Origin of the sequence: Brevundimonas sp. DS20 (genome assembly GCF_001310255.1) — a bacterium.
GTDB classification, from domain to species: domain Bacteria; phylum Pseudomonadota; class Alphaproteobacteria; order Caulobacterales; family Caulobacteraceae; genus Brevundimonas; species Brevundimonas aurantiaca.
Window position 1 is genome coordinate 3,145,236 of sequence record NZ_CP012897.1, and the last position, 12,877, is coordinate 3,158,112.

The window sequence follows — 12,877 nt, forward strand, 5'->3', positions numbered from 1 at the left end:
TCTATCGGGGCGCCGGGGGCGTGTCAGGGCTTGAAGGGGCGGTTTGAAGATCGGCCAGGGCCTTGGCGACCAGGGACGCCCTGGACCCGTTCGATCCCTTGACCATGACGATATCGCCGGGGCCCGCCAGCACGGACGCCTCGGCGGCGAGTTCGGCGGCGGTTTCGCGCCACAGGCCACGGCGCGAGGTCGGCAGGGCCTCGTAGAGCCAGCGCATCTGAGGCCCGGCGGCGTGGACCAGATCCAGGCCCGCCGCCTCGATCGGCTGGGCCAGGCCCTCGTGCAGGGCGCGGCTCTGGTCGCCCAGCTCCAGCATGTCGGTCAGGACCGCGATGCGGCGGCCGGCGGCGGGGCGGGCGGCCAGGCTCTTGAAGCCCGCCGTCATCGACAGGGGATTGGCGTTGTAGCTTTCGTCGATCAGGGTGAAGGCGCCGCCGGGGACGGCGACGGCGCGGGTCTGGCCGCGTCCCGCCAGGGGCTGGAAGCCGGCCAGGGCCTGGAGCCCCGTCTCCAGTTCGACGTCCAGGGCGTTCAGCATCAGAAGGACGCACAGGCTGTTCAGCCCCCAATGGGCGCCGGACTGGGCCAGACGATACTCCAGCGGCTTGCCGAACAGGTCTGCCAAGACCGTCGCCCCCTCGGCGTCCGGGCGGAAGTCCTTGAGGCGGGCGTCATGGCCCGGATCGGTCCCGAAGGTCACGAGCCGCGCCCCGGCCGCCCGGGCCGCGTCACACAGCAGGCCGGAAAAGGCGACGTCGCCGTTGGCCACCGCCGTCCCGCCGGGGATCAGACCCTGGAAGATGGAGGCCTTTTCGCGCGCCACCCCCGCCTCTCCATCCGAGAAGGCCTCGATATGGACCGGACCGACCGTAGTGACGCAGGCGGCGTGGGGCGCGACGAAGCGCGACAGGGGCGCGATCTCGCCGGGGGCGTTCATGCCGATCTCGAAAACAGCGCGCCGGGTCTCGACCGGCATCCGCGCCAGGGTCAGAGGCACGCCAATATGGTTGTTGTAGCTCTTGATCGAGGCGTGGGCGGGGCCGGCCAGATCAAGCCCCGCCTTGATCGCCTGGGTCACGCTGGTCTTGCCGACGCTGCCGGTGACGGCGCCGCGCTTGACCTGGGGCGCACGCTCGCGGGCGGCGACGCCCAGGGCCTCCAGCCCGTGCAGGGTGTCGGGGACCACGACATAGGGTCCGCCCTCGACCGGCCGTTCGACCAGGGCGGCCGCCGCGCCGGCGGCGAAGGCGGAGGCTGCGAACTCATGCCCGTCGCGCGCGCCCTTCAGGGCCAGGAACAGGTCGCCGGGGACGATCTCGCGGCTGTTGTAGGTCAGGCCCGTGACGGGGCGGTCGTCGCCATGCAGCACGCCGCCCGTGGCGGCGGCGATCTCGGCGGCCGTCCAGAGCGGGCGGGCGGGTGTATCAGGCATACAAAGACAGGGCCTCGGACGCGACGGTGGCGTCGTCGAAGGGATGAGTCGTCCCGCCGACGATCTGGCCCTGTTCATGCCCTTTTCCGGCGATGACCACCACATCTCCGTCGCGCATCATTTCGATCGCCGCCTCTATGGCCGCGCGGCGGTCGCCGATCTCGAAGGCGTCAGGACAGCCGGCGCGGACCTGGGCGCGGATGGCGGCGGGGTCTTCGGAGCGGGGATTGTCGTCGGTGACGATGGCGACGTCGGCCAGACGCGCCGCGATCTCGCCCATCAGGGGCCGTTTGCCGCGATCCCGGTCGCCGCCGGCGCCGAAGACCACGATCAGACGGCCGGTCGCATGGGGGCGCAGGGCGGTCAGCACCGTCTCCAGCCCGTCCGGCGTATGGGCGTAGTCGACATAGACCTCGCCGCGTCCCGTCTCGGCGCCGATCCGTTGCAGCCGGCCTTGCGCGCCGGTCAGGCCTTCCAGGGCGCCGATGACGGCGTCGGGGCGGTCGCCGGCGGCGATGCACAGGCCCGCCGCCACCAGGGCGTTCGAGGCCTGGAAGGCGCCGGCCAGGGGCAACAGGATGTCACGCACCTCGCCCTGCACGTCCAGGGTCAGGCGCTGGCCCTCCGGCGTCGCCTGGCGGCCGATCAGGGTCAGGTCGCGCCCGCGTTCGCCCACGCCCATGACCCCCAGGCCCGCCATGATGGAGGCGGCGGCGAAGGCGGAATAGGCGTCGGAATCGGCGTTCAGCACCGCCGTGCGGCCGCGCGGCAGCAGGGCCTCGAACAGGCGCAGCTTGGCGGCGCGATAGGCGTCCATGGTGCCGTGATAGTCGAGATGGTCCTGGGTCAGGTTGGTGAAGGCCGCCGCCGTCAGGGCCACCCCGTCCAGACGGCGCTGGTCGATGCCGTGAGACGAGGCCTCGACCGCCACATGGGTCACGTCCTTGGCGGCCAGCTCGGCCATCAGGCGGGCGGCCTCGGCCGCGTCGGGGCTGGTCAGGCCGGGGCCGGTCAGGGCGTAGGTCTTGTCCCCCTTCTGACCGACGACGCCCAAGGTGCCCATGCTGGCCGACTTGTGGCCCAGGCCGGCCCAGATCTGGCGGCAGAAGGCGGCGACCGAGGTCTTGCCGTTGGTGCCCGTCACCGCCACGCAGGTCTTGGGCTGAGCGCCGTAGAAGCTGCGCGCGGCGATGGCGTAGGTCCGGCGCACGTCGCCCGAAGTGACCAGGACCGGCGCCGCGCCGTCGGGCGTGTCGCTGGGCGCCAGCACCGCCGCCGCCCCCTGGGCCAGGGCCTGGGGAATGAAGGCGCGGCCGTCGGCCGTCGTACCCGGCAGGGCGACGAACAGGGCGCCGGGCGCGACCTTGCGGCTGTCGGCGGTCACGCCGGTGATGATCGGATCGGACGCCAGGTCGCGGCGCAGCAGATCGGACAGGTGAAGCGCGCTCACAGCCCGTCCCCCTGCACGTCCTGATATTGCGGGATCTTCTCGCCCGAGGCCGTGCGCCAGCGGTCGGCGCGGCGCTCGACGCCCAGGAAGCCGGCGATCCGGTCGGCGATGTTGCGCACGGCGGGCGCGGCCACATAGGCGCCGGTCTTGGGATAGGTTCCCGGCTCGTCCATCAGGACGAAGACGGCGTAGCGTTTGGCGGTCAGAGGCCCGTCCACGGGGAAGACGGCGGCGAAGGAGCCCAGGGCGTGGCTGGGGTCATAGCGGCCGTTGACCAGCTTGTTGGCCGAGCCCGTCTTGCCCCCGACACGAAGCCCCGGCGCGTCGGCGAAACCGCCCGAGCCCTTGACCACATTGGCGCGCATCAGCTCCAGCACCGCCCGCGAGGTGTCCTCGGTGACGATCTGCTGCGGCTTGGCGCCGCGCGCGCCGCCGCGACGCAGGGACAGGGGCACCATCCGCCCGCCGTTGGTCAGGGCGCCCATGGCCTGAACCATCTGGGCCGGGGTGATCATGATGCCGTAGCCGAAGGAGAGCGAGGCCAGGGTCGAGTTGTCCCAGCGACGCGGCAGGACCGGTCGGGCCGATTCCTTCAGCTCGATGGTGGAGGCGTCCAGCAGCCCCAGGCGCCGGAAATAGTCGCGCATCGTGTCCGGCCCCATCTGCACCGCCAGCTGGGACGTGCCGATGTTGGACGAGTGCAGATAGACCTCTTCCAGGGTCATGACCCGGTTCTGGGCGTGGAAGTCCTTGATCTTGCGGTCGCCGATCTGGAACGCCTCGGAGGCGTCGAACAGGGTGCCCATGTCCGCCCGGCCGGTGTCGAGACCGGCCGCCACCGTAAAGGTCTTGAAGACCGAGCCCATTTCATAGTGGCCCGACACCGCCCGGTTCAGGGTCGCGCCGTCGGGCGCCGCGCCGCGGTTCGACTGGCTGAAGTTGGGCCAGCTGGCCATGGCCAGGACCTCGCCGGTCTGGACGTCGGTGACGATGGCGACGGCGCCCTTGGCCTGGTTCTTGATCGCTGCGGCGGCCAGTTCGTTCTCGACCACCCCCTGCACCCGCAGGTCGATCGACAGGGGGAAGCTTTCGCCGCGCTGGCCTGCCGCCCGGATCTCGTCGTTGAAGGCCAGTTCGGCGCCGGAGATCCCCTGCCCGCCCGTATCGGCGTCGCCGATCAGGTGAACGGCGGAGGTTCCCAGCGGATAGGCGCGCCGGTCCTCCGGCTCGAAGGTGACACCGCCCAGGGCCAGATCGTGGACGGCGGCCTTCTCCTGGGGCGTCAGACCGGTCAGCACGATCAGGCGGCGGTCGCCGTCCAGCACCCGCCGAAGCCGCTCGGCCGGAATGCGCGGCAGGGCGCGGCGCAGCTGGCGATAGGCCAGGCCGCGGTCCCAGATCTCCGCCGGGTCGATATAGAGGCCATAGTGGACGATGTTGATCGCCAGCAGCTCGCCGTTGCGGTCCGTCAGGTCGCCGCGCACCAGGGCGTCGGGGCTGGCGCCGGACCCGCGGGCGCCGGCCGGGGCCAACAGGGCCCGGTAGGAGGCCCCCAGCGCCAGACCGGCGAAGACGCAGGAGAAGACGATCAGGATCAGGAAGATGCGGACGCGGGTGTCCTCTTCCGGGCGGGCGTCGGCGCGGGCGCGTTCGAAGCCGTGCTCCAGCCGCCAGACCAGTTCCGACAGCCAGCGCCAGAAGGGCGACAACCGGCCTTGCAGATCCACGCCCGGCGCCGGCCGGTGATAGCGATGATCCTGAACCGTCATTGCGCCGCCTCATCGGATGGGGCGTCGGCGGACGGGGCGGCGGCCTGAGGCTGAGCCGGGGACGCGGGCGCGGCGGCCGACTTCAGGTGCGGCAACTGGGCTTCATCGGCCTGACGACGGACGTCCACCGGAGCCATGCCGATCTGGCGCGACAGATTTTCCAGCCGGGCGGGCTGTTCCAGACGGGCCACCTCGGCGCGCAGCAGGCGGACCCGCTGGCGGTTTTCGCGAATGTCGCGCTCAAGCTCGGCGATGCGGCTGCTTTCGCGCGCGGCGGCGGCCTTGGCCGCATAGACCGAGACGATCATCACCGCGACCAGGGCCACGCCGATGATCTCGATCCAGCGGACGCCGCGGATCTTCCAGTCGAACAGCCGCTGCAGGGCGTTGCGGGAATAGCCGAAGAAGGGCGCCGTGGTCATGCCGCCATCCTCTTCTTTTGGGGCGCCCAGGCCGGGGCCTCGGTGCGGATCGCCGCCCGCAGCTTGGCCGAGCGAGCGCGGGGATTGGCCGACCGCTCTTCGTCCCCGGCCTCGCGCGCGCCTTTGAACTGCAGGGTGAAGCTGGGCTTGCGCGGATCGACGGCGATCGGGGCGTGACGCGATCCGGCCGGCGTATTGCCGGTCCGCTCGGTCAGGAAGGCCTTCACGATCCGGTCCTCCAGCGAATGGAAGGTGACGACGGCCAGACGGCCGCCCGGCGCCAGGGTCGCCTCAGCCGCCTCCAGCCCGCGCTCCAGCTCGCCCAGTTCGTCGTTCACCGCGATGCGCAGAGCCTGAAACACCCGCGTGGCCGGATGGATCGGCGCGCCGCGACGGCCGCCCAATGCCTTTTCGACCACCTCGGCCAGGTCCAGGGTGCGGGTGAAGGGCTGTTCGACCCGGCGACGCAGGATGGCGGTCGCGACGTGACCCGACTGACGCTCCTCGCCGTACAGTTTGAAGATATGGGCCAGGGGGCCGTGGTCCCAGCCGTTGACGATGTCGGCGGCGGTCTCGCCCTCATCCGACATCCGCATGTCCAGCGGGCCGTCGCGCATGAAGGAGAAGCCGCGCTCGGCCTGATCCAGCTGCATCGACGAGACGCCGATGTCGAAGACGGCGCCGTCCAGCCGGGCCTTGCCGCTGTCGGCAAAAGCTTGGGCCAGGCCCGAGAAGGGAGTGCGGACCAGTTGGAACCGGTCGGGGAAGTCGGCGGCCACGGCGTCGGCGTGGGGCTGAACCGTCGGATCGCGATCCAGGGCGATCACGGCGGCGCCGGTCGCCAGAATGGCGCGCGTATAGCCGCCGGCGCCGAAGGTGGCGTCAATCACGACCTCGCCGGGCGCGGGCTTAAGAGCCTCGATCACCTCGGCGAGCAGGACGGGGGCGTGGGGCGCTTCAGTCACGAACCGCCTCCTGCCAGCTTCATCTGGGCCGCCAGTTTCAGAGCGCCGATCTGGGCCATGCCGGCCTTGGCCAGGGCGCGCTGTTCGGCGCGACGGGCCGCCCACTTCTCGCGCGACCAGATCTGGAACCGGTCGTTCAAGCCGACGATGACGACCGTGTCCTCCAGACCCGCCTCGGCGCACAGGGATTCGGGCAGGGTGATGCGGCCGCCCGCGTCATAGGCCAGGCGGACCTGTTCGCCCATCACCTGCCATTCCAGGGCCGAACGTTCCTCGGAGCCGAACGGCAGGGATTCGATCATCTCGGCATAGACGGCGAACAGACGGTCGCCGCCCGCTTCCAGACAGTCGGCCTCGATGGAGGGAAAGATGAAGACGCCGCCGGCCGCGCCGTTTTCGGCCGTGCGGAAATCATTGGGGATCAGGAGACGGCGTTTGCCGTCCAGCTGCTTCTCGTAGGTCGAGAGAAACACGCCCTGCCCAATCGAACCCTTCGGCCCGTCCCTTAGATGCCTGACGAACGCCCGCCGCGCCCGCCTCTCAGCCCCATCTCATGAGAGTGGGATAGCATGGGATGAAATGGGTCTCAATGGGATCAGCAGTGTTACTTAACCATGTTTTCACGCGATTGGACTTGAAGTCGCTCCGACGGAGAGAACATAAGCGGAACTTGCAAAGTATTCACAGGCTGTGGATCAGTCTAGGCAGTCCAGCGCCCACAAGAGGTTAACGGGCGCCGCCGTGTGGACGGCCCGATCCGGCGGCGAAAGATGGGGATGGAAGCAACTGCCTCAAGCGGGCTGAAGACGCGCCGCCCAAACGAAAGGCCTCAAGTAGGCCGAAGGCCGATAGGCCCTCAAAAAAAGATATGCCAGACGGCCTGTAAGCCGGGTTTTGTTCCGCCCCGAAGGACGGCGACGATCATTCCTCTGGACCGTCCATTGCTGAACGGTTCTCGCGACCTACCCGGACATCCAGGGCGGTGAGCCCCGCGAGGCGAACCCCGCACGATGTCCCTATTTGGTCTTGCTCCAGGCGGGGCTTGCCATGCCGTCCCTGTCGCCAGGTCCGCGGTGGGCTCTTACCCCACCCTTTCACCCTTGCCGCCCGCGAACGGGAGGCGGTTTGCTTTCTGTGGCGCTATCCCTCGGGTCGCCCCGGGCGGAAGTTATCCGCCGCCTTTTCACCGTGGAGCCCGGACTTTCCTCGACGGACGCGAAGTCCGCCGCGACCGCCCGGCCGTCTGGCGGGGGCTAGATGCGCCGCCCGGCCGCCCAGGTCAACAGCAGGCGGATCATTCGCGGCTTGACGAGACCGGGGGCGCCGTGACTGCTGGGCGTGGCTGGAGGGGCGCGATCATGGCGAAGACGGCGACGGGCAAGAGCGCGCGGCTGATGGCGGGATTCGGCCTGGCGTCCCTGGCCGCCGTGGGATTGGGCGCCGCCGTCTGCGCCCTCAGCGGCGTATCGGCGGCCTCCTGGGGACGGAACCTGGCGGCCTGGCTGGTCGGGGCGGTGATCGCCGCTGCCCTGGCGGCGGCGGGGCGGCGCATCGTCTCGCCGGGGGCGGCGCTGGCGGTCGCCGGACTGGCCGTGGCGGGGCTGGCGGCCAGCTTCTTCAATCCAGCCCAGGAGAGGGTGCATCGCTGGATCGACGCCGGGCCGCTGCACGTCAATATCGCCATGGTCGTCCTGCCGTCCCTGTCGGTCGTGCTGGCGGCGGCCGAGGACCGTTGGGTGGTCTGGGCGACCCAGGCGGCCGCCGTTGTGGCCCTGATCCTGCTGGTCGCCCAGCCGGACGCTTCTCAGACCACGACCCTGGCGGCGGTCCTGATCCTGGTCGCCGCCTTTCGTGCGCCCGGCCGTGGAGTGAAGGCCGCCTTGATCCTGTTCGCCGGACTTGCGGCTGCGGCGGCCTGGATGCGGCCCGATCCGTTGCAGCCGGTGGCCGAGGTGGAGGAGATCGTCGGCCTGGCCTTCCAAGTCTCGCCGCTGATCGGCAGTCTGGCCCTGATCCTTCTGGCCGCCTTCGCAGCGGTTCCGGCCACCCTGACCCGGCCTGACGCCAGACTGAAGCTGGCCGGCGCCGCACTGAGCCTGTGTCTGGCCGCCTGGGCGGTCACGCCCTTGTTCGGCGCCTTTCCGGTTCCCTTGGTCGGGGTGGGCATGAGCCCGATCCTGGGCGCCTGGCTGGGGGTCGGACTGCTGGCGGCGACGGCGCGCGCGCGAACCTACTAATCCAGCACGCCCGTGACGCTCTCGACGCTGGCCAGCTGCAGCAGGCCGACCAGACGGGCGCGGGTCTCGCCGTCGGCGACACCGTCGACGCGCCCGGGCCGCCAGTGGCGCTGGAAGGCGCGAACAGTGGTCTCGGTCTCGGCGTCGTAGTCGCCGCCGGGCGCCAGCCCATAGCCCAGCCGGTGCAGGCCGGCGCGCAGGACCACGACCCCGATCCCCTGGTCTCCCTTCTGCAGTAGGCCGCCCAGGGCCTTGATCCGTTCGGGCGCCGGTTCGAACCACAGGCCGTGTCCGGCCTCGGCCAGCCGCTTCCAGGGAAAGAGTTCGCCGGGATCGGCCTTGCGATCCGGCGCCAGGTCGGAATGGCCGATGATGCGGTTGTCCGGAATGGTCCAGCGCTGGCGAATCTCGCCGATCAGGGCGATCACCGCGGCGATCTGGGCCTCGGGAAAGGGGCGATAGCCGAACTCATGGCCCGGATTGACGATCTCTATGCCGATGGAGACGGCGTTGCAGTCGTCCTCGCCCCGCCAGACGCCCCGACCGGCGTGCCAGGCGCGCCGTTCCTCGGGCGCCAGCTGGAAGATGCGGCCGTCCTCCTCGACCAGATAATGGGCCGAGACCTTGGCCTCCGGGTCGCGCAGACGGGCCAGGGCGGCCTCGCCGGTCTCCATCCCGGTATAGTGCAGGACCAGCATATCGGGCGGCGCCCGGCGCGCATCGAAGTTCGGCGAGGGCGCCGCGATCAGCTCAACCATGGTTCAGGGGGCTTCAGCGGCCGTGGCGGTCCCAGCCGTAGGCGACCCAAGTGCCGTTGACCTTGTGAGCCTCGATCAGCTCGGGGTCTCCGGCGCGACGGCGCGGGGTCAGGTTGCGGCGCGCCCGCATGGCCAGACCGGCCAGAAAGACCAGCACGCCGGCGAACAGGGCGATCACGGCCACCGCGGCGGCGGTGAAGACGGCCAGAACAGCGCCTACCGCCATGGCGGCGACGGCGGCGATCAGGCCGGCGACCCACAGGATGGAGGCCACCAGGCCGTTGGGCCGGCGACGGGCCGCGACGCCCAGGGAGGCGAGACGTTCAGACTGGAACATGGATCATCCTTTCAGACGTTCCGCAGAACGCCCAAGCCTCAATGTCGGTCCATTGAGACGTGCGGTCAATGGAGCGCCCCCTCACGCCTGTGTGCGATGGATCGTCACGCCTCCTTCAGAAGACCGGCTGATCGGCCAGCACGACCGCGCCCTCGCTGCGCATCCGCTCGCCCTCGATGCGGCGCATGACGGCCTGGGCCTGAGGGTCGGCCATGACCCCGCCCAGCATGACCAGGGCCTGGGCCGCCTCGCTCTGGACCCCGAACATTTCCGACAGGGCCTCCCACGGCGACTTCTGCTTGGGGAAATGTTTGAAGCGGACCGACTCGCCGGCCGGAATCTTGGCCAGGGCCTTGGCCTTGGCCACCGCCTCGTTCAGCCCGCCCAGCTGATCGACCAGTCCCAGAGGCAGGGCCTGGGCGCCGGTCCAGACCCGGCCCCTGGCGATCTCGCGCACCCGCGCCGGCTCCAGCTTGCGGCCGGTGGCGACGCGCGTGATGAAGTCGTCGTAGATCCGGTCCATCGAGGCCGCAAAGGCCGCGCGCTGGCTGTTGGTGAAGGGCTGGGTCGGGGAGAAGGCGTCGGCGTAGGAACCGCCCACGGTCAGCTCGCGCATGTCCACGCCGAACCGGCCCAGGGCGTCGGCGATCACGAACTTGCCGCCGAACACGCCGATGGAGCCGGTCAGGGTCGAGGGCTGGGCCACGATCCAGTCGGCTTCGGAGCTGATCCAATAGCCGCCGGAGGCGGCGTAGGCGCCCATGGAGACCACCACCGGCTTGCCGGCGGCCTTGGCCGCGCGCACCGCCGCCAGGATCTGTTCCGACGCCTCGGGCGAGCCGCCGGGCGAGGAGACACGGAAGACGATGGCCTTCACGCTCTTGTCCTCAATGGCGTCATAGATGGCTTCGGCCGTATCGTCCGAATGGATGGAGGAGCCGCCGCCGAAGCCGCCGCCGTCGCTGCGGCCAGTCACGATCGCCCCTTCCCCGCCGACGATGGCTATGGCGTTGCGGCCCGATCCGGTCCGTTCGCCCTTTTCAGAGACGTATTTGCCGAATTCGACGATCTCGGCGCCCTTGCCGGCGCGGCGCTTGATCTCGGCCTCGGCCTCCTCGACCTGGCCGATCTTGTCGACCAGCTTGTTCGAAAGGGCCTGTTCCGCCGAATAGGGGCCGGCCTCGATCACCGTCTTCAGGGCGGCCGAGGTCGTCTTGCGGTCCTGGGCGGCGTTGGCCAGGGCGCTGTCGTACAGCGACGTCATCCAGGCCGTCATGGCCTCGCGGTGGGCGGGGGTGTAGTCGCTCTGGGTGTATTCGTTGACGGCGTTCTTGTATTCGTAGCGCTGCTCGAAATCGGCGCGGACGCCGTATTTGTCGAAGGCGCGCCCCAGGAACAGACTGTCGGCCGAGAAGCCGGTGGCCTGGAATCCGGCGGTGTTCTGCATCCACAGTTCCGACGCCGAGGCGCCGACCATATAGGTGGACATCACCGCGCCCGCAGGGGCGAAGCCCTGGCTGTGAGCGATGACCGGCTTGCCCGAGGCGCGGAAGCGGCGGATCGCCTGGCGCAGCTCATCCGCCGAGGCCGGGGTCATGCCGCTTTCCGGCAGGCGGACCAGCACGGCCTTGACGCCGGCGTCCTCCTGGGCCTGGGCCAGACCGTCCACCACCTGGGTCACCGACAGGCTCGATCCCCCGAAGGCCGCGAACGGATTGGTCGAGGGCTGGTCGCTGATCCCCTCGCGCAGGTCCAGTTCCAGCACCATGGTCGCGGGCGTCGTCGGCTTGGAGGCGCCGGCGATGGCGACCGTCAGCAGAACGACCGGGACCACGACGACGAACAGGATCAGTCCGGTGAAGACCCCCAGAACCGTCAGAAAGAATTGCTTCATGGGAAAAGGCGCGCTCGTAAGAGGCCGGAATGGCTCAGCCGCACCATAGAGCGGGAACAGTCACCGTCAAATGAACGTCGTGCAACGTGAGGGCGCAGTTCGGCGCCGCACACGGCCGCGGTTGCAATGCGGCGCCGCGATTGATGCGGAATGCGGAAATGCCTATATGAGCCGCCTGCGAGCGGGGGCTATCGCCCCGTGTCCTATTTCGGAGACCGCCGTCCATGCTGGTCACCCTGATGAAGTCCAAGCTGCACCGGGCCACGGTGACCCAGGCCGACCTCGATTACGAGGGGTCGATCGCCATCGACATGGACCTGCTGGATGCGGCCGGAATCTATCCGAACGAACAGGTCGATGTGCTGAACATCACCAACGGCGCCCGTTTCACCACCTACGCCATCGAGGCCCCGCGCGGCTCCAAGGTGATCGGCGTCAACGGCGCCGCCGCCCGCCTGGTCCAGAAGAACGACAAGGTGATCGTGGTCACCTACGGCCAACTGCCCCAGGAAGAAGCCCGCCAGTGGACGCCCAACGTCGTGCTGCTGGACGACAACAACGAGATCAAGCGCGCGGCCTGAGCCGAGATCGTCGCCGATGCAAAAAAGGCCCGCCGTCGACGGCGGGCCTTTCTCATTCTGCACCCGGGATCAGCGGGCGATGTCGTAGACGCCGGTGATGTCGATCCGCACCGTCAGTTCGCCGGCGGCCACCGGCGTGCTGTCGCGGCTTTCCAGCGCCACGGCGCGGGCGGCGAACATCGGCTGCGGCGGCTGGGGCGCATAGCCGCCGCCTTCGCTCAGGTTGCGGATGCCCGCCAGCTGGACGTTCAGGGCCTGGGCGTACAGCTGGGCCTTGGCCTGAAGCGCCTGCACGGCCAGTCGGCGCGCCTGGTCCTCGGCCGCCGAGGGATCCTTCAGGCCGAAGCTGATGCCGTCGATCTGATTGACCCCGGCGGCCACCACGGCGTCGGCGGTGGTCCCGACCTTGGTCAGGTTGTTGATCGTCACCGTCACCCGATTCACGGCCTGATAGCCGCGCAGCTTGGGCGGTTCGTTCTGCTGATAGTCATATTGCGCCGACAGGTTCAGGCCCGAGGTCTGGACATCGCGCTCGGCGATCCCGGCGCGGCGCAGGGCGGCCATGACCTGGGTCATGCGGGTCGCATTGTCGCGCATCGCCTCCTGGGCCGTCGCCGCCTCGGTCTGGACGCCGAAACTGATGGTCGCCATGTCCGGCGCGGCCTTGACCTCGCCATAGGCCGACAGGTTCAGCGAGGGCGGAGGCTGCATCATTTGGACGCCCGGCTGGACCGTCTGGGCCGCAGCCGGCGCGACGGCGCCCATCACCGCAGCGGCCGTCAGGGCCCCGCCCAGCATCAGGGATTGGAAGGCGCGTTTCATGAAGATGTCTCCGTGGAAGATCCCGACCGACGGGGTCGTCGATCCATGGCCGTAACCTTGGCCTTTTACGCCTGAACGAACGTCCGGTCGTCGATGTCGGTTTCCGTTCATCTTGATGAATTCGCCGAAACGGACGCGGCGAAGATCAGGCCCTTGGCAAGCCGCGCCCTCCCCTGCTAGGCCGTTCCTCCCGCCGCGCCGCGCCTCTCG

Annotated in this window: 12 protein-coding genes and 1 other RNA gene; 2 read left to right on the forward strand and 11 right to left on the reverse strand. The window is 69.7% G+C overall.

The features are described from left to right. Position 1: 1 nt before the first annotated feature. From JL11_RS15460 to rnpB, 7 genes are all read right to left on the reverse strand, one after another. Positions 2–1,432, reverse strand: a complete 1,431-nt coding sequence (locus tag JL11_RS15460) for a UDP-N-acetylmuramoyl-tripeptide--D-alanyl-D-alanine ligase (protein WP_054766440.1) — start codon at positions 1,430–1,432, stop codon at positions 2–4. Next, a complete protein-coding gene (locus JL11_RS15465) occupies positions 1,425–2,882 on the reverse strand; it encodes a UDP-N-acetylmuramoyl-L-alanyl-D-glutamate--2,6-diaminopimelate ligase (RefSeq protein ID WP_054766441.1) in 1,458 nt (485 codons plus the stop codon). The genes JL11_RS15460 and JL11_RS15465 overlap by 8 nt, the downstream gene beginning before the upstream one ends. Then, positions 2,879–4,651, reverse strand: a complete 1,773-nt coding sequence (locus JL11_RS15470; RefSeq protein WP_054766442.1) for a peptidoglycan D,D-transpeptidase FtsI family protein — start codon at positions 4,649–4,651, stop codon at positions 2,879–2,881. Before JL11_RS15470 ends, JL11_RS15465 begins: the two co-directional genes overlap by 4 nt. Further along, positions 4,648–5,073, reverse strand: coding sequence for a cell division protein FtsL (gene ftsL / locus JL11_RS15475; protein ID WP_054766443.1), 426 nt, complete (start codon positions 5,071–5,073; stop codon positions 4,648–4,650). The genes JL11_RS15470 and ftsL overlap by 4 nt, the downstream gene beginning before the upstream one ends. After that, positions 5,070–6,038, reverse strand: coding sequence for a 16S rRNA (cytosine(1402)-N(4))-methyltransferase RsmH (rsmH, locus tag JL11_RS15480; RefSeq protein WP_054766444.1), 969 nt, complete (start codon positions 6,036–6,038; stop codon positions 5,070–5,072). Before rsmH ends, ftsL begins: the two co-directional genes overlap by 4 nt. Beyond that, positions 6,035–6,511: a division/cell wall cluster transcriptional repressor MraZ gene (locus JL11_RS15485; RefSeq protein WP_054766445.1), complete on the reverse strand. Its 477-nt coding sequence runs from the start codon at positions 6,509–6,511 to the stop codon at positions 6,035–6,037. The genes rsmH and JL11_RS15485 overlap by 4 nt, the downstream gene beginning before the upstream one ends. A 394-nt stretch (positions 6,512–6,905) precedes the next feature. Then, positions 6,906–7,285, reverse strand: an RNA gene (gene rnpB / locus JL11_RS17055) — RNase P RNA component class A. A 111-nt stretch (positions 7,286–7,396) separates the two neighbouring features. Between rnpB and JL11_RS15490 the strand changes: the two genes are divergently transcribed. Then, positions 7,397–8,275: a hypothetical protein gene (locus JL11_RS15490; RefSeq protein WP_054766446.1), complete on the forward strand. Its 879-nt coding sequence runs from the start codon at positions 7,397–7,399 to the stop codon at positions 8,273–8,275. On the opposite strand, the gene JL11_RS15495 is transcribed toward JL11_RS15490, so the two are convergent. From JL11_RS15495 to sppA, 3 genes are all read right to left on the reverse strand, one after another. Next, entirely contained in the window at positions 8,272–9,033 is a 762-nt protein-coding gene (locus tag JL11_RS15495; protein WP_054766447.1) for a peptidoglycan recognition protein family protein, read from the reverse strand. The genes JL11_RS15490 and JL11_RS15495 overlap by 4 nt on opposite strands. Before the next feature lie 13 nt (positions 9,034–9,046). After that, complete coding sequence (locus JL11_RS15500; RefSeq protein WP_054766448.1) at positions 9,047–9,370, reverse strand: hypothetical protein; 324 nt, start codon at positions 9,368–9,370, stop codon at positions 9,047–9,049. 115 nt (positions 9,371–9,485) lie between these two features. Continuing rightward, positions 9,486–11,264, reverse strand: a complete 1,779-nt coding sequence (gene sppA / locus JL11_RS15505) for a signal peptide peptidase SppA (protein ID WP_054766449.1) — start codon at positions 11,262–11,264, stop codon at positions 9,486–9,488. Positions 11,265–11,488: 224 nt separating this feature from the next. Between sppA and panD the strand changes: the two genes are divergently transcribed. Next, positions 11,489–11,845 carry an aspartate 1-decarboxylase gene (gene panD / locus JL11_RS15510; protein ID WP_054766450.1) on the forward strand — a complete coding sequence of 119 codons (357 nt, stop codon included), beginning with the start codon at positions 11,489–11,491 and terminating at the stop codon, positions 11,843–11,845. Positions 11,846–11,914: 69 nt separating this feature from the next. On the opposite strand, the gene JL11_RS15515 is transcribed toward panD, so the two are convergent. After that, a complete protein-coding gene (locus JL11_RS15515) occupies positions 11,915–12,667 on the reverse strand; it encodes an SIMPL domain-containing protein (RefSeq protein ID WP_054766451.1) in 753 nt (250 codons plus the stop codon). Positions 12,668–12,877 lie beyond the last annotated feature (210 nt).